The organism is Fibrobacter intestinalis (assembly GCF_900167415.1).
Lineage (GTDB): Bacteria > Fibrobacterota > Fibrobacteria > Fibrobacterales > Fibrobacteraceae > Hallerella > Hallerella intestinalis.
Genome location: NZ_FUWU01000022.1, coordinates 16,009 through 33,037, shown reverse-complemented (window position 1 = coordinate 33,037; position 17,029 = coordinate 16,009). Strand labels below are relative to the sequence as shown.

The following is a 17,029-nucleotide window of genomic DNA, read 5'->3' as shown; positions in this document are numbered from 1 at the left end:
AAATCAAATGGCAGATATTAAAAATGTCACAGACGAAATATTCAACAACCTGAAACAATTCGGCTTTTTGCCGGTTCCCGTTCAGGAAATCAACCCGGAAGCCGAAACCGTGCGCTATTTCGGCGGAACCTTCCAGGAATTTGTCGATGTCGCCAAGGCTCTCGGTTCCAAATGCGTTTTCGTCGAAACCCTTTATCTGGAAGACGAAGAATTCTATTACGATTCGGGCATTGAAGACGACGAGGAGTGCTGCGGAAATTGCTGCGGCAACTGTTCCTGCGAATGCGACGAAAGCGACAAGGATGCCGAAGCCGACAATGCCGAGGAATTGCCGATTTGGCTCGACCCGAAAGACATGGAAGGCATGGACCTTTCCCTGCTCAAGCCGGAACTCGACAAATACAACGAACGTGTCGGCGACGAATGCGGAGTTCGCCTGACTTTGCCGGGACCGGACCATCTGCAAGTGGAAATCTTTACCGATTGGTACAATGATTTTGCCTCTCTTGTCGATGACGCTTCCGAAGAAATTGAACTCGACCCGAAAGCGGCTTTGGAAAAAATGCAGAAAGCCGCCAAGGATAAAGAATAAATTTCTTTTCTCCTAAGACTATAAAATCGCACGGTTTACGCCGTGCGTTTTTTTGTATAAACTGAAAACCACCAGCTAGAGGATTCCTCAATCCGCTCCATTTAAATTCTTGAAATTTTCCTTAAGCGTAGAACGGCATTTTGCTCAAGTATATGCGACAACAATTGTCACATCCATATTGTATATTCATCAGAGATAAAGAGTAATTATGACTTTGAAAAGGCAATCAAAGAAAAACTACAAGAGCGTTTTCATTTTACGCGTTTTCAAATACAACTTCAGCGATAAGCCCGTGTACAGCATCGACGAAGAAGAAATCGAGCGTTTTGGTTATGCAGAACCGGGGTTCGGGATATATGAATTGGAAAATGCGATTTGTGAGACGCTGGCCGAAGTCGAAAGGAGAATCAAGAGCATTGCCAAAAAGAACAACGGCATCTACAGTTTTCTTGTTGAAGAAAAACCGTTGGGCGGCACGTTCCGTCGAGGAGATTCGCTCTCGCGAAGACGCTACCTGCAAAACGGCAAGCTATGGCAAAAAAGCGAAGTTTCAGGCATCCGCTATTTCAACGGCAAAAATGTCGATTTGGGCGACACCGGTTTTTATGGGCGCGACTTGAAGACGATTCCCTTCAAAGAGGGCGACTTTGTGGAAATCGCAGGTTATGACTTTGTGCAACTCGGTATTATCCGGAAGATGCCTCCGAGCATCAAGTATATGACTCTTATATGGGAGCGGCAAAAAGAACGTTGCAAAGAAGATCGTTTTTGGTTGAGCGTTCATCCCGATGACACCGACGACTCGTATTCCGTTGTATATTACGACGTGCAAAAAGATGGTGAAATCGGCTATGGGCACACGCACCCTGCAGTTGTTGACGTTTTACCGACATCGCTGCCGGTTCCTAAAAAGATGGCCGCGGAACTCCGCAGGCGAGTCAAGATGCAGGAAGAAGAATACAAACGATATTGGAAAGAACGCGAGGAGAAAAATAATGAGGAAGTTTAAGGATTTGCCCATGGCAACGGGGAGAAGCAAGACTTACGCCGGAATCGGGCATCGGGACTTGGGCGGTTTTTGCGAACCAAATACTGGCGAACCCGTAGAACGCATCATGTGCTGGCTGGCGGGAGAACTGGAAAAGTTGGGCTACACGCTCAACAGCGGTGGTGCTTTGGGGGCGGACTCTGCTTTTGAAGCTGGCGTCCGTTTGCCTGCACATAAAAATGTTTTCACGCCCGCAGACGCCACGGAAGAAACCCGCTCCATCGCTCGGGAATTGCATCCGGCTCACGAGCGGTTGCAAGGTCACGCCCTTGATTTGTATGCCCGCAACACGAACCAAATTTTCGGACGCAATCTGGATGTGACCGTAGATTTTGTAGTATGCTACACCAAGGACGGCTGCGAAACGGCTGCAACGCGCTCCAGGGAATCGGGCGGAACGGGCCAAGCTATCGAAATGGCCGACCGTAAGGGTTCTCCCATTTTCAACATGAAAAATCCAGACTGGTTCGCCAAACTCAAGAAATTCCTGAACTTGCCATTCGATTTGCCGAAAGGTGCGCTCCCAGCGGTTGCCATTCCCTCCATGCAAACAAAGCCTTCGCAAAAAACGGAAAACACGAAAATCTCCGTTCCGAATGCGCGACAAATCAAGAATTTGCTGAAAGCGGCAAAAAGATAATTTGAATACGAGGTAAAGAGGTATAACACTTGCAATCTGCAAAACATTGACGAATCCGAAGCCCTGACGCAGGTGGTTTCGGACTATACGCACGCCCTGGACACGCTTGACGATTACGACTACCAGCGGCTTACGATTTGCAATACGACTGCCACTCCCCAATTCAAAATTACCTATGAAAATGCAAAGGGCGCAATCCAGAGGCTCAAGGAAAAGTTCGGCGGCTCCGCTCTTTTCGGGCATGAACGCAACGAATCATTCAAAAGTTCCCTCGGACAAATTTACCAGACCTTCGACGGCAAGGAAATTTACCCCTCCATTGAAGAAAAGGCGGCTATGCTTTTATATCTGGCGGTCAAGAATCATTCCTTCAGCGACGGCAACAAGCGCATCGCAGCGGTACTCTTCTTGTGGTTCATGGAAAACAACGGCGTTCTATACAACATAAACGGAGGCAAACGCATTGCGGACAATACGCTCGTCGCCATCACGCTCCTGATTGCCGAAAGCCGTCCCGAAGAAAAGGACATGATGGTGAAAGTTGTCGTGAACCCGATTAACCGGGATAATTGAAACACGGGGTTTAATCACCCAAAAATTTTTCACTAAAAAAGAGGATCCTATGAGTTACAGAGATGAATGGCTAGATTTCCCCATTAAATGGGATGTCCTTGAACGATTTCACAAAACGGTAGATGGCGGAAAAGAAAAATTAGCAAAGTTAAAAAACACAAAAGAACTATTTGATGCCATTTATAACAAAACCGAATTTCATTATTGTTTCCATAGAAACAAACTATACAATATTTGGGTCCACCAGGAATTTTTACACGATCGGCGAGAAAAACTGAATCACGATTTTGAATGGAATGACGAAAATAAGCAAAAACTTGTCCTGTTTGATAGGCATATTCGAGACCTTCAAAACGAGATTTATCAAACTTTCCTGCAAACAAAGGAGCATTTGGATGGCCGCATTGCGCAGGGATTCGAACGTTACAAGGATTACCAGGTAGAAGCAGTAATTCATCCCGGAAATTACTGGGATATTCAAGGGGCCGACGAACTTGTTGCAACTTTACTTATGGGGTATGCCGACTGGGAAAAATCTTTGTCATGCCGACACGTTTGGCGAAGGGCAATCGCCAACAAGCCCTCAAGACGATCGTTCAACAATCTGCGCATGGAAAGAAATGCTCTACATTTCGGAATTTGTAGAAAATGAAGTCACGATGTTTTTAGATAGCCTTCTATATGATACTCGCTTGAGCCTCTACAGTTTTTGGGACATTGCGAACATGGATCCGCGGCAATTCGAGGTGAAATATAAAGTGATATACTACGGCAATGATTACGGATACAAACCGAAAGACGAGGAATGATAACGTTCCTTAGATTATGCGATAAAATGTGTCACTGTTTGCGGATGTTTATCAAGTCGCCCCACGTCAAGATTCGTCTCTAATCGCAATACCTTTTACGTCATTATTTGTCGCAATCGATATTTATATTAAATAAAAAAGGATCTATTATGGGCCGCATAAAAAATACCATCTCGACGCTTACCCAGAAATACAACGACTTGCACGCGCTTGTGAAAAAATCGTATGCCGACAAGTGCGAACAGGAAGAAGTCTGGCAATCCATCCGCAACGCCATCCTAGACCCGAACGACTCATCGATTCAGGCGAACGTCCTGGATTTTTTCGAGACATTTATAGAACAGGATATTCCCATCGCCCACAGGGACATCTACATTCGGCGAGATAGCGATATGACCGCACTGGAAACCATCACGCCCCTGATAATGAGCGGAGAAATCGAAGGCCCCTGGTGCATGTTCATGACTCGATATGACCCGGACGGCGAAAACAACAGGCTCATCTTCAAAAGGAATGATGGCTAGAACAAATCCGGCGAACGACTGTGCGAAGGTCCTGTTATTTCAATTCAAAATTAAATAGCAAATGCTCTTCCACGAGTGTCATCAAGTTGAATCCGTCTTTAGAAAAATAGTGGTCTTGTCCGGGGACGTTAACGACTTTCATTTTGTCGCGTTCGTAAAGCCTCAGCAGCTCGGATTCCCTGATAGACGGGTCTTCGCTCCCGAAGACGAAAGTCATCATTTCTCCGTTGAATGCTTTGGCTGCACGATTGATGCGCGGCAGGTTTATCATCAAGGGAGGATTTATCAGAAGTAACTTGGAAATCTGCGGAATTGTTATGGCAGCAATACCGCCAAGCAAAGCTCCCTTTGACATTCCCATGAATAAAATTTTGGGATGCGATTTGCAGATTTCGTTTACAGCACGAATGTCTTCCGCGATTTGAACCGCTGCACTGCCAAATTTTTGTTCGTCGCGAGTAGGGCTACTCACAACAGTAATCCCGTATTTGTTGTTGATTTCGTTGGCCAAATTCAGGTACTTGTTTTGATAACCGTATGCGGTTCCGCCTTGACCGCCTTTGATTAGAAGGGCGTAATCTTGGCGTGGAGCAGGTACAATGAGGAAATTTGTCATATCGTGCTAGAGCAAAAGGTTTTCACTTACAAAAAATACATATCTAAAGCGACAAATAATGTCGTGATTAATGGGATTTGACTGCACAGTTAAATACTCATTCTTAGAAGCTTTCCTTGTGTTCGCAAACAATCTCCTAATTCTCATAAAAAAAGCTAATTTGGTGAATAGACTTCCCTTTATAAGAAAAAATGACTAAAAATTCAAAAAGTATCGGGAGCTAATTACAGAATACGATTGCGTTCCTACTTCGTTCATCAATGCTTTGATACATCTCTTTAAGCGAACGGAAATACCTGCTGAGGTTGTTCGCCGAATTTACGAATACACACTTGACGAGCCTAAATCTGGCGTTACAACGGGATTTGCTGTTGAACTTTTAGCACATTGGTTAAGTTCGTACAAGACGAATGAATTCGCAATTCAAGCAAAAGTATTGTCTGGACGTGAAGTTGATTTTAAAACTCTGAAAATTAAAAAAGGTTCATGTGGACTTCTCCGGGTTCTTTGGAGAGCTTCTTGCTGGCATTATATCACTGTATTTTATAAAAAAAGGTTGGGTGTATTGTTACGATCCTTATCAAGTTAAGAGTAATGGATCTAACAAATGGGAATGGATAAATCCAAGTGAAAATGAAGGATGCAATATAAAAGTTAAGCAAAGCCATTTCAATAAAAAGGAATCCAATGAAAAATTCCATGCGGGCCAAATGATTGACCGCCAATTTGTATTAATTGAAAGAAAACAGATAAAAAACGTCAATTATTAACGGAGAAATGAAATAGCATTTCACTAAAGAACTGAAGTTAAAAAACACTTCCAATCGCGTCGGTATTTGTCGTGGATAGTATGCGTTTTTATGGTGATAAGTAAAACGGTTTCCATGTTATTTTGAAATGGCAAAAAAGGAGTAATTATTGCAGAGCGTTATTTTGAAAATGCCCTCAAGAGCCTGGACTTTTTTTTCAAGAGAGCTTTTTTTGACGATGATGGCGAACTCTTTGATAAAAGGAAGGGCAAGTCGGAGCTTTAAATGCACCGCTACAGCGCCATATCTGATTTCAAAAAGTTCATCAAGTATAGGACGACCGCTAGGCCTACGTAATGGGATTGTAAGCTGCCGTTTTTCGTTTAAAATTGACATTTTTGCGTTTTTTAGGTTGAAAAAGTGCATATTATACGCACTAATTCGATTGAAAAAGTGCAGCAAAACATTGACAATTCACTTGGGAAAGTGTAGTTTTACAACATGTTCAAAAGAAAAATCCTTAAAGAATTTGAAAAATGGAAGGTTTCGGGGGGCAAAAAGAAGGCACTGGTCGTCAAGGGCATGCGGCAAATTGGCAAGACGTCTAGCGTCCTGGAATTCGCCCGAGCCAACTATGAGAATATTGTCTATATCAACTTTAAGGAAAACGAAAGTGCTAAAAGGGTTTTCGAAGGCGACCTCAACATAAACAGAATTACCATCGACCTATCGGCGCTTTTCCCTAACACGCATTTTGTCAAAAACAAGACCGTCATCATCTTTGACGAAATTCAGGAATGCGCTAATGCACGAGCAAGCATCAAGCCCTTTATGGAAGATGGCCGCTATGATCTCATTTGTACAGGCTCACTGCTCGGCATCAAAGGCTATAACCGCAAAAAGGGGAAAGGCGTCCCTACCGGTTTTGAACGAATCATCTACATGAAGCCCATGGATTTCGAGGAATTTCTGTGGGCAAAAGGCATTGGCGAAAATGTTATCGAATACCTGAAGGGTTGTTTCAAACGAAAGGAACCCGTAAGCGAAGCGACACACAACGCCCTGCTCCGTTATTTCAAGGAATACCTTTGCGTAGGTGGCCTGCCCTATGTCGTTTCACGATTTGTCGAAACAAGCGACATGAACATAGTCTGGCAAGAACAACAGGACATTCTTGAAGAATACAAGGACGATTTCGGCAAGCACCTTGACGAGAACGAGAACGAGGAAATTGACCGCACGCTCCTTGGCCGCATCAACCGCGTGTTTGATTCTATTCCCTCACAACTCGCCAAAGAGAACAGCAAGTTTGTCTATTCAGCCCTTGAAAAGAAGGGTCGGTCCGAAAATTACCAAACCGCAATCCAGTGGCTCCATGATTGCGGTATAATCAACATTTGTTACAACTTGACCAACATCGCGGAACCTCTTGACGGCTATAAAATTGAAAACACGTTCAAGATATATGTCCAGGATTCCGGCCTGTTTGTCGCCATGCTGGAGCGCGGTACTGCTGCAAAAATCCTGAGCGGGGACATGGGCTTTTACAAAGGTGCCATCTACGAAAACATCGTCGCGGACTGCTTCTCGAAACAGGGACGCAAACTTTACTATTTCCGCAAGGATTCGGGCCTTGAAATTGACTTTGTAGAAAGCATCGGTGGCGAACTCGCCATTATCGAAGTGAAGGCGACGACGGGCCGTTCAAAATCTGCAAAGACCGTACTGAACAACGAAAATTATGCGGCCAAAATTTGCTACAAGTTGTCAGAAAACAACATAGGCGTTATGGGCAAGATGGTTACACTGCCATATTACATGACGATGTTTTTGGAGTGATGTTCGTAGTGTTGGAACAGATTGTTTTTGCCATCTTCGATAATGGCTTTTTGATTTTTTAATACGCGGATTATCATCGCTAAGTAAATACTTTCGCAACGACAAATTTTTTGAAAAAAACTGGCAAACCGTTTAACTGCATGGCTAAATTCTGCACATTCGCGCAGTAATTTGTTCTTTTTATCTGAATAGCCGGTGCAAAAGTCAAAAAACAACAAAAGTCATACGAAAAACGCAATTTCTGTTACAAAAGTCCTACGACTTTTGTATATTGGGGCTATGAATCGCGAAATTTTGAAGGATTTGGTTGCCTGGAAGGGCAGTAAGCGTCGGAAGCCACTGCTTTTGACCGGGGTTCGCCAATGCGGAAAAACGCATACGCTGAAGGATTTCGGTTCAGAATACTTTGAAAATGTTTGCTACATCAACTTTGAATCGAGCGCCAAGTACGCAGCCGTTTTCGATTACGATTTCGATGTAAATCGGATTATCGCCGAACTGGAACTGCTTGAAAAGACTAAAATCGAGGCTGGCAAAACGCTCCTCTTCTTTGACGAGATTCAAGAAGCTCCGCGAGCTATTACATCGCTTAAATACTTCTGCGAAAACAAGTCCGAGCTTCATGTGGTTTGTGCAGGCTCGCTTTTAGGTGTTGCCTTGAAAAGGGAAAATATATCCTTCCCCGTCGGGAAGGTGAATCGGATGCAAATGTTCCCGATGAAATTTGTGGAATTTTTAATGGCGTGCGGCGAAGACAAATACGTACAACTTTTTTCAGAGTGGCCCATAGACCGTGAAATTCCCGAAGTCTATACGAGACCGCTTGAACGGTTGTTGAAAGAATATTTTGTTGTTGGCGGAATGCCCGAGGCTGTGAGCGAATATGCGATTTCAAAGGACTTCGAGAAGGTGGGCAAAATTCAAGACGAAATTCTTGAAGACTACGCCGACGATTTTTCAAAACATGCACCCGTTTCGGAAATCGAAAAAATCCGTATGACATGGGATTCCGTGCCGAAACAGCTCGCCAAGGAAAACAACAAGTTTGTTTTTTCGCATGTAAAAGAGGGCAAGAGGGCTCATGAATTGGAGGGGGCACTCCAGTGGCTAAAAAATGCAGGCCTCGTCCATCTGGTCGAACTTGTCCAAAATGCCGAACATCCGCTTTCGGCAAATGCAGATGCCTCTTATTTCAAGGTTTATCTTTCGGACATCGGATTGCTTGGCCGTCGCCTTTCGCTTGGCTACAAAAGTCTTTTGCTGGACGACGGAGCACTCCCTACATTCAAAGGCGCAATTACCGAAAATTACGTATTGAATGAACTTGTCAACCAGCAAAAGAATCCCTATTTTTGGCGTTCTGGAAACAGTGCCGAACTGGATTTCTTGTACGAAAAAGATGGAAAAATTGTTCCTGTAGAAGTCAAGGCGGCAACCAACACGCAAGCCAAAAGCTACAGGCAATTCTGCAAGAAGTATTCCCCACCAATAGGTTACAAGGTTTCGCTAAAGAACCTTGCCGTAAACGACTGCGAGGGCAGTGCGACCGTGAGCCTCCCATTGTATTTGCTGTGGAATATGGACCGGTTTGGTCAAAATTAAAAACGTCCTCTCACGCTCAAAATGCAGAAAAACTCGTTCGGCTACCTTTGACTCTCCTTTTCTCACATCAACGGCATGCGACAATTATAACCGCATAGAAAAAATATATATTGCCATTAGAGGTAAATTATGGCAGACAAGACTCGCGGCGAACGCACGGTACAGCTTTTTGCGAAGGTGATTGCGAACCCGAACAAGAAATTCACCATCAACGATTTGACGGAGGCTCTGGAGATTCCCGAGAACGAAAAACGCAACGTGCAACGCGATATGCGGTTCCTTAGCGAGATGGATGGCGGGCGCTACATTCAGGCGGAAAGCGTGGGGCGCACGTTCTATTACAGTTCTGCATTGCAAAACGCCGATCGTTTGCTGTTTCCAAATTTCGAGAATACGATGCTGCATTTCGTCTTTTTGCGGCGCATCGCGAACATTTACCCGGCCACGAGCGAAATCATTACACAGTTGCTGGAACGCATCGAAAACAGTCTGCCGACACGCGAAAAGAAATCTATTCAGCAACTTGGCGAAGAACTAAACAGCAAAATTCTTTTCATGGGCACGCCGCCCAATTTTGAAGAAGACGCGAGCGACAAAATTCGCGTAATATTGCAGGCGATTCACGACCACCGCAAAATCGATATCGAGTATCTCACCGAAGATTCGAACAGGCGTTCCACACGCATCCCGCTAATGATCATCATTTACCAGAACGACATCTATGTGGGTTGCGAATCGGCAAAACATGCTGGCGATACCTACACACTCAAGTTCCGTAGAATCAAGAGCGTAAAACTATCGAAAGAAACCTTTGTCGAAAATCCGAGAACCGTCGAAAAGCTCCGCAGACAGGTGGCTTCTGGTGCTGCATTCATGAGCGGTCAGGAACCGAAACTCGAAGATGTCGAAATCGAATTCGAAAGCAGCGCGAAGCTTTACTTGGAAGAGCGTCCGTTCAACCGCAGTTTGCGCATAAGCAAGGGCCGCAACGGAAAAATCATTGCGAAAATGAAAGTGGAAAACAATCAGCTGCTGTTCAACTGGGTCGTTTCCTTCGCCAACGTCGCCCGCGTTATCAAGCCCGTTTCATTGCGGAAAAAGCTGAGCGAGTTCGCGGACTACCTGAAAGAAATGTACGGATAAAAAACATTCAAGCGACCCGACATTGCTTGCCTCGTTAGAGGCGTGGCGATTTCAAACACGCAATAGCGGCTTTTAATACGATAAATAAGGTCGGATTAAATATTTGATTTACAAAATCTCCATTTGCAACGATATATAGAATGAAAAATTCAACCCGTTTTTCAGAAGTAGAGTTGCGTCAGTTTTTGTCACATTCGCATATTATATTTTGATGTAAAAATGGAGATTTTATGAAAAAAGATTATTTTAATGGCGTGGTAGAATCGCTTAATTCCGATTTCTCCAAAAAGAAAATCCATCTCGACTTCGTAACTCTCAAGAGTTATGAATATTGGATACGCATACTCCACATTGTCAAGAATTACCCCGATCCGGACGACTGCATCGCCATTTTCCCCAAAGAAAACGCCTCCCGCGTGCTCTTGAACCTCTCGGCATATTTTGAAAAGATCAATGCCGAAGAAGACCGCATGCCTGAAACCCAAAAGAAACAATATATTCAAGATTCGAATGCAGCATATGCGGGCAAGAGGCTCCGCTGCGATGATGACGAGAAATCGGTCGCTTACCAGCGTCGTCAAAATGCCATTGTCCGCTTCAACGACGTCATCCACAGGGAGTGTTCCATTCAAGAAATTTCCGACTTCGTGCAAAAGTATTTGAATCACGAGGGTATTTTTGATACCCCATCGCAAAAGGTGTTTTATGAAAGCATCATTCGCGAACTTATGCAAACCCTGAAAGAAAATCAGGATATCGAAGACGACGGATATTTTAAACGTTTGAACATTGTGCAGAAGGCGTTTGGCCTGAACGATACCGAAATGGAACTCCTGATGTTCTCGTGGATTTTCTTCCACAAAGAACAGTGCGAATCCCTTACGAATGCTATCAGTTCTCGCCGTTTCCGCGATATGGTTATGCCCGAAATTTTCACCAAGCTCTATCCAGAATTGGATTTCGATTCCGCAGTCTCGAATCAGGGAACCCTCAAAAAGATGGCGATTATCGACGAGGACGCCGACATTTCGAAACGCATCGGAATGTTTTTAGATGGGCACTCCGGCAAAGACCTGGACAGCCTTTTCTTCAGGGTTTACGAAGGAGACAGCATTCCGTTCAAGAAACTCTGCCGCAAAAATCCAAAAGTGGAACTCGCGTTCAACATGTTGAAGCACTGCAAGACGGGAGACTGCCTAAACGTATTTTTCTACGGTGTAGAAGGCTCCGGCAAAACGGAACTTGCGAAAGCAATCGCGAAGGAACTCAAGTGCCCGCTCATTCTCACCAACATCAGCACCGAAGGCGCCCACCGCGAAAGCAAGGAAGATTCCGTGGTACGTCGCCGCATGAGCAGCATTCTCTATGCCGCAAGCAAGTACCAGAAGAAAAAGGCAATCCTTTTGGTGGACGAGGCCGATGTCATTTTGAACTGCTGCGAAAAGGGCGCGTTGAATTTCTTCTTGGAACAAATCAAGAAGCCCATTATCTGGATTTCGAATAACATTAATTGGGTCGAGAAAAGTACGCTCCGCCGCTTTGACTATTCCATCCAATTCGAGCGTCCCGATGCCGAAAAACGTCGTGAAGTCTGGGACTCTGTGGTGAACGAGCACGGAGCAAAATCGTTCCTGCCCAAAGAGGCCGTTAAAAAACTCTCTGAGGAACTCCCTATTACCGCAGGCGGAATCACGCAGGCCATTGTCGGGACCAAGAAACTGCTCAAATCGGGCTGCAAAATTGATCCCGTAAAAACGGTGCGCACGATCGCCGAATCGCAGGCAACGCTCCTGAAGCTGAACATCGAGTACACAAACCGCGACAAGGAAAGCCGTTCCCCCAGCTACATTCTGGACGCACTGAATATCGATACCAAAATGGAAAAGGTTCTGAATGTCACGCAGTCCTTCGATGCCAAGTGGCGTTCCATGCAAGAAGGCGACCGCCCCGACTCGCTCAACATCCTCCTTTATGGGGCGCCGGGAACCGGCAAGACGGAATTTGCGAAACATGTCGCCCGGAGGCTTAACCGCAAGATTCTCATCAAAAGAACCAGCGACCTGCTGAACTGCTATGTAGGCGAAACCGAGCAGCGAATCCGCGCCATGTTCAGGGAAGCCGAAGAGAAAAAGGCCGTTCTCTTTCTGGACGAAGCTGACAGCCTAATCCGCGACCGCGCAGGCGCAGCCCGCAATTGGGAAGTAACCCAGGTAAACGAAATGCTCACGCAGATGGAAAACTTCAAGGGGATTTTCATTGCCGCCACCAACTTTGAAGGGAGCCTCGATACCGCATCGCGCAGACGTTTTGCGCTGAAGGTGAAATTCGACTTCCTCAAGCCCGAAAACATTGAAAAGATGTGGCGGGCCTTCTTTCCGCAGGTGGAATGCCCTACCGAGGCGGAGAACCTGCGCATGCTCACCCCTGGCGACTTCAACGCCGCTTATGGCACCCTGCGCTTCGAGAGCAATGTCACCGCCGAAGTGATCCTTGAGGCACTAAAAACGGAAATCTCGTACAAAGACGGTCGTCAGGGCCGCGTAATGGGGTTTTAAATTGCAGAATATCCCCTAAAATCGGCAAACTCTGCCGATCGGTAAAATTTCTACCATCCATTTTACTTTTGGCCTTGTCTTTTTTGCAAACTCAACCAAACCTGACGCTTTGAAATTGAACAAAGTAACACGGAATACTTGTCTTCAAGTGCGGCACTGCTTGCGTTTAGAATGCGTCAAACGGCTTCGGAAGAAATGGCCTTAAAAAATGCCAAAGCCCGGTTCGCCATTTCTTCATTGGACTGGGTTGCGAGTTCGACAGCTCCTTGCAAAGGCGAGTTGCCTACATAGCGCATCGTGTAAGGGGATTTCGCAACGATTTCCGCGAGCTTTCTGGGATCGGGCGGAGGAAACTCGGCAAAAGTGAACACGAGCATTCCGCGCCGGGCTTCGACTCCTTGTATGCGCAGCATTGCCGCAACCAAAGCGATTTCCGAAACGGAGAAAAGCATTTTGACAGGCTGAGGGACTGGACCAAAACGGTCTTCCAGTTCCGCATACAAGGGGGCCAAATCTTCCTGCTTGGAAATTCTGGCGAGCCTCTGGTAAATGGAAATGCGGGAAATGCCATCGGCGATGTAGGTTTCTGGCAAAAACGCATCCACGGGCAATTCGACGCGGGGCTGCAATTTGGGCGCGCCTTCCCCACCGCCACGCAGTTCTTCGACAGCCTCCCGAACTAGGCGGACGTAAGTTTCAAAGCCGACTTCTGAAATAAAGCCGTGCTGCTCCGAACCCAACAAATTTCCCGCTCCACGAATTTCCAAATCGCGCATGGCCAGCTGGTAGCCGCTGCCCAAATCCGTGAACTGCTCCAAAGCCTGCAATCGCTTTGTGGATTCGGCAGAAACGATTTCATTTTTCGGAATGACCAGATAGGCGTAAGCGAGAACATCCGAGCGACCGACACGCCCACGCATCTGGTAAAGCTGGCTAATGCCGAAATGGTGCGCATTCACGATGATGATGGTATTGGCGTTGGGTACATCCAATCCGCTTTCGATAATGGTCGTGCTGACCAGAATGTCGAAATGGCGTTTGACAAAAGCGTCCATGACCCGCTCCAAATCGCGATCCTCCATTTGACCGTGCGCGACAGCAACGCGCGCTCCGGGTGCCATTGCCTCAATATCTTCGGCGAGGTTTTCAATGCTCTGTACGCGATCATTTACAACAAAGACTTGTCCGCCCCGGGCGAGTTCGTCGTGAATCGCTTCGGCGAGAACAGCGTCATCCCGCTGCAAAATTTTGGTTTCCACAGGCAGGCGGTTCATCGGCGGCGTATTGATGAGGGAAATATCCCGGACTCCGGTAAGGGAAAGATGCAGGGAACGCGGAATGGGTGTAGCACTCATGCTGAGGGTATCGACGGTCAAGCGCAATTCGCGCAGGCGTTCCTTTTGCTTGACGCCGAATTTCTGCTCTTCATCGATAATCAGAAGCCCCAAATCCTTGAAAGAACTTTGGTTGGAAAGGAGGGAATGCGTTCCCACGACGATGTCAAATTTCCCTTCGGAAATTTCCTTGAAAAGCTTCTTTTTTTCCGTCGCGGTTTTGTAACGGTTGATAAGCGCGATGTTCACGGGGAAAGCGGCGAATCGTTCCCGGAAAGTTTCGTAGTGCTGAGCCGCCAGAATGGTCGTCGGAACAAGAACGGCGACCTGCTTTTTGGAATAGACGCATTTGAACGCAGCCCGCATGGCGACTTCCGTTTTGCCGAAGCCGACATCACCGCAGACCAGCCTGTCCATCGGGCGGCTGTTTTCCATGTCCGCTTTGATTTCCGCGGTCGCCCGAGTCTGATCCGGCGTCGGCGTAAACTCGAAAGCCGCTTCAAATTCCTGCTGCATTCGGGAATCCGGCGGAAAAGCGAAACCTTCGACGAGTTCCCTTTTGGCGTAAAGTTGCACCAGCTCTTTGGCAATTTTGACGACCTTCTTTTTGACGCGTTCCTTGAGGCGTTCCCACGTCTTGGTTCCCAACTGGGCAAGCTCGGGCGAGACCTCTTCCGTATTCGGCATCTTCTCGATTTTTCGCAAGTCCGAAACGGGAAATTTCAAACGGTCATTGCCCGCGTATTCCAAAAGGATGCAGTCCACCATGCCGCCGTTGATTTTTTCGCGGACAAGTCCCCGGTAGCGGCCCACGCCGTGATCCTCGTGCACCACGTAATCGCCTCGATTCAGCGATTCGACAAGCAGAGCGTCCGATACGGAACCCGAAACGGAATGCTTGCGACGCGGTTTTCCCGTGCGGTTGAATATGCCCGATTCCGAAAGGAACGCCACGTTTTCCGAATCCGCCCAGAACCCTTCCGAAATATCCCCCACAAGAATTCCTTCTAGAGGCGCTTCTTCAAAAAGATGTTGCAATCTTTGCGCGCTTCCCTCCGAATGGGCGAGCAGGAAAATTTTTCCGCCCAAAGAATGAAAATTCTCGATTTCGCGAATCAGGCCGTTCGTTCCTTCGACGCCTTTGGTCTGGGGGCGCATGGAAATGGTAATCCAGTTCGAGGAATCCATCTGCGCTCGCGTAAAATTCAGAGAAGTTCTTTTTTCGATGGAGCTTCGTAACGCATCAAAACGCCACCAGAGCGCGGACGGTTCCGAAACTTTCTGCGAAAAGGAGATGGCTTTTTCGTAAGCCTTGATTTGCGACGCTCCGATTTTTGCTGCCAGCTCTTCTAAATGGGAAAGGCCGCAGAAGGCGAGAGCCGCATCCGGCATATAATCCAGGACGCTAGCTGAAAGTTCTTCAAATTCCGCGCGCCGCCACCAGAGCAAAGCGTCTTCTTCCTGGGGAATCCGAGATTTTTCATCTGACGTCAAAGTAAATTCGCCATGAGGATAAACCTCTATCGATTCCAATCGCTCGATGGAACGCTGGGAAAATATATCGAATTGGCGGATGCTTTCAATTTCGTCGCCGAAAAATTCCAAGCGGACGGGATGCTCCGACATAAACAGGTTGATGTCCACAATGCAGCCGCGGATGGAAAATTCACCGACGGAGCCGACAACGGGTTGCTCGACAAAGCCGAGGTCGTTCAGAGTTTTCCGCAGGGAAAGCGGATCGACGACATCGCCCACATGAAATTCCAGCTTTTTCTTTTCCAGCACTTTTGCGGACGGCATCCGTAGCAAGAAGGAATCGATGGGACACACTGCAACAAAAGGCTTTTTCCCAGCCGCTGCCTTGAAAAAGCGCAAGCGTTCTTCCAGAATGCCGTCGAACGGCAGTTTTGCTTCGTAAGGCTTGATTCCCAGCGCAGGAAAAAATCGGACGTTGTCTTCGCCGCAAAGGCTTTGCAAATTCTGCATCCAGATTTCGCCGTTCCGATAATCATCGACGACGACCAAAATGCTCTGCGGATATTTGGCAAAACGATCGGCGACCATCAAGGCTTCCGCTGCTGGAGAAAGACCTTCGACGTGCAGCATTCCGGAACGCCATTCCGAAAAAGCGGAAAGCCCCCCCAGATTTTGAGACGAAAAAAAATCGGAAAAATCTAGAGTCGTCATATAATCCCCGCTTCCCGGCATTTTTCAAATACAAACGGATTATGGTCGCCCTGCACTTTGTATATGCGAAAATCTCGTTCGCATTCCCAAGCGCTCACCGGATAGAGTTTATCCCAAGATTCAAACAGGCGTCGGCGTTCCTTGGAAATCGTGATGCCGTAGGTTTTTTCCATATAAAAGGAAATCCGGGCGAGCATTCCGCGCACTTCTTTTCGCGGCTGAAACTTGCGGTTTTTAAAATCCACGATGGATTCGCAGCGGCCATACATCGGTTCTGGCGAATTTGTCCATTGCGAAAACATGAAATTGCTGCGGTCGCCGTTCACCTCTCCGATACTGGGCAAAAGGTTGTGCAAATCCCCTTCCATTAAAGCAAATTCCGGATCGGTCTCTTCACAATTTTTTCTGGCGCTGCGCTTGCCGTCCTTATGCCAGCATTGGCGCGACATTCCGATATTATGCGCGGTCACGACGTGCTCCCATTCAATGCGGAACGCCCGATTCTCATTTTTTCGCGGTTGAAATCCGCAACTTTCAAAATCGATTTCGTTCGGCTTTTTATTGTTCTTATAAGTGCATCCGCAGTAAACCGTCACTCGCAAATCGCCGTAATAGATGCGATCCATCTGTTTCTTGGCATTTGCAAAATTGTAATGCTGCGGGGATTCGGGCATTCTGGCACAGGCAACGGAAAGGATTCCCAAAATCCAAGCGAGAATAATCGGCATATAGAACTTTTTTTTCATGGCCATCTAAAACAAAGAGTATCAAAGACAAAAATTTCCAAAATGAAAATTCGCATTCGTCGGCTCAAACGC

Annotated in this window: 15 protein-coding genes and 1 pseudogene; 12 read left to right on the top strand and 4 right to left on the bottom strand. The window is 46.7% G+C overall.

Going from position 1 to position 17,029, the window contains the following annotated elements:
- Window positions 1-7 precede the first annotated feature (7 nt).
- From B5D40_RS07540 to B5D40_RS07510, 7 genes and pseudogenes are all read left to right on the top strand, one after another.
- Window positions 8-592, top strand: coding sequence for a hypothetical protein (locus tag B5D40_RS07540; protein WP_078776427.1), 585 nt, complete (start codon window positions 8-10; stop codon window positions 590-592).
- A 208-nt stretch (window positions 593-800) separates the two neighbouring features.
- Complete coding sequence (locus tag B5D40_RS07535; RefSeq protein ID WP_078776426.1) at window positions 801-1,601, top strand: hypothetical protein; 801 nt, start codon at window positions 801-803, stop codon at window positions 1,599-1,601.
- Window positions 1,588-2,280, top strand: a complete 693-nt coding sequence (locus B5D40_RS07530) for a hypothetical protein (RefSeq protein ID WP_078776425.1) — start codon at window positions 1,588-1,590, stop codon at window positions 2,278-2,280. Before B5D40_RS07535 ends, B5D40_RS07530 begins: the two co-directional genes overlap by 14 nt.
- A 48-nt stretch (window positions 2,281-2,328) precedes the next feature.
- Window positions 2,329-2,853: pseudogene (locus tag B5D40_RS07525) on the top strand (type II toxin-antitoxin system death-on-curing family toxin); the annotation flags it as partial.
- Between the two features lie 49 nt (window positions 2,854-2,902).
- On the top strand, window positions 2,903-3,505 hold the full coding sequence (locus B5D40_RS16100; RefSeq protein WP_078776423.1) for a hypothetical protein: 603 nt from the start codon (window positions 2,903-2,905) through the stop codon (window positions 3,503-3,505).
- A complete protein-coding gene (locus B5D40_RS16095) occupies window positions 3,474-3,662 on the top strand; it encodes a hypothetical protein (RefSeq protein ID WP_078776422.1) in 189 nt (62 codons plus the stop codon). Before B5D40_RS16100 ends, B5D40_RS16095 begins: the two co-directional genes overlap by 32 nt.
- Before the next feature lie 149 nt (window positions 3,663-3,811).
- Entirely contained in the window at window positions 3,812-4,186 is a 375-nt protein-coding gene (locus B5D40_RS07510) for a hypothetical protein (protein ID WP_078776421.1), read from the top strand.
- Between the two features lie 34 nt (window positions 4,187-4,220).
- Here B5D40_RS07510 and B5D40_RS07505 read toward each other — a convergent pair whose 3' ends face one another.
- Entirely contained in the window at window positions 4,221-4,802 is a 582-nt protein-coding gene (locus tag B5D40_RS07505) for an alpha/beta hydrolase (protein ID WP_078776420.1), read from the bottom strand.
- 488 nt (window positions 4,803-5,290) lie between these two features.
- On the opposite strand from B5D40_RS07505, the gene B5D40_RS07500 reads away from it, so the two are divergent.
- Window positions 5,291-5,572: a hypothetical protein gene (locus tag B5D40_RS07500; RefSeq protein ID WP_078776419.1), complete on the top strand. Its 282-nt coding sequence runs from the start codon at window positions 5,291-5,293 to the stop codon at window positions 5,570-5,572.
- A 117-nt stretch (window positions 5,573-5,689) separates the two neighbouring features.
- Here the strand turns inward: B5D40_RS07500 and B5D40_RS07495 are convergent, their stop codons facing one another.
- Entirely contained in the window at window positions 5,690-6,013 is a 324-nt protein-coding gene (locus tag B5D40_RS07495) for a hypothetical protein (RefSeq protein WP_234978160.1), read from the bottom strand.
- A gap of 39 nt (window positions 6,014-6,052) precedes the next feature.
- Between B5D40_RS07495 and B5D40_RS07490 the strand changes: the two genes are divergently transcribed.
- The 4 genes from B5D40_RS07490 (at window position 6,053) to B5D40_RS07470 (ending at window position 12,690) form a co-directional block, all read left to right on the top strand.
- Window positions 6,053-7,390, top strand: coding sequence for an ATP-binding protein (locus B5D40_RS07490; RefSeq protein ID WP_078776417.1), 1,338 nt, complete (start codon window positions 6,053-6,055; stop codon window positions 7,388-7,390).
- Window positions 7,391-7,669: 279 nt separating this feature from the next.
- Window positions 7,670-8,992 carry an ATP-binding protein gene (locus B5D40_RS07480; RefSeq protein ID WP_078776415.1) on the top strand — a complete coding sequence of 441 codons (1,323 nt, stop codon included), beginning with the start codon at window positions 7,670-7,672 and terminating at the stop codon, window positions 8,990-8,992.
- A gap of 129 nt (window positions 8,993-9,121) precedes the next feature.
- Complete coding sequence (locus B5D40_RS07475; RefSeq protein WP_078776414.1) at window positions 9,122-10,135, top strand: helix-turn-helix transcriptional regulator; 1,014 nt, start codon at window positions 9,122-9,124, stop codon at window positions 10,133-10,135.
- Between the two features lie 230 nt (window positions 10,136-10,365).
- Window positions 10,366-12,690, top strand: a complete 2,325-nt coding sequence (locus B5D40_RS07470) for an AAA family ATPase (protein WP_078776413.1) — start codon at window positions 10,366-10,368, stop codon at window positions 12,688-12,690.
- A 176-nt stretch (window positions 12,691-12,866) separates the two neighbouring features.
- On the opposite strand, the gene mfd is transcribed toward B5D40_RS07470, so the two are convergent.
- Entirely contained in the window at window positions 12,867-16,211 is a 3,345-nt protein-coding gene (mfd, locus tag B5D40_RS07465) for a transcription-repair coupling factor (RefSeq protein ID WP_233134206.1), read from the bottom strand.
- Complete coding sequence (locus tag B5D40_RS07460) at window positions 16,208-16,939, bottom strand: endonuclease (protein WP_078776439.1); 732 nt, start codon at window positions 16,937-16,939, stop codon at window positions 16,208-16,210. Before B5D40_RS07460 ends, mfd begins: the two co-directional genes overlap by 4 nt.
- Between the last annotated feature and the right edge of the window lie 90 nt (window positions 16,940-17,029).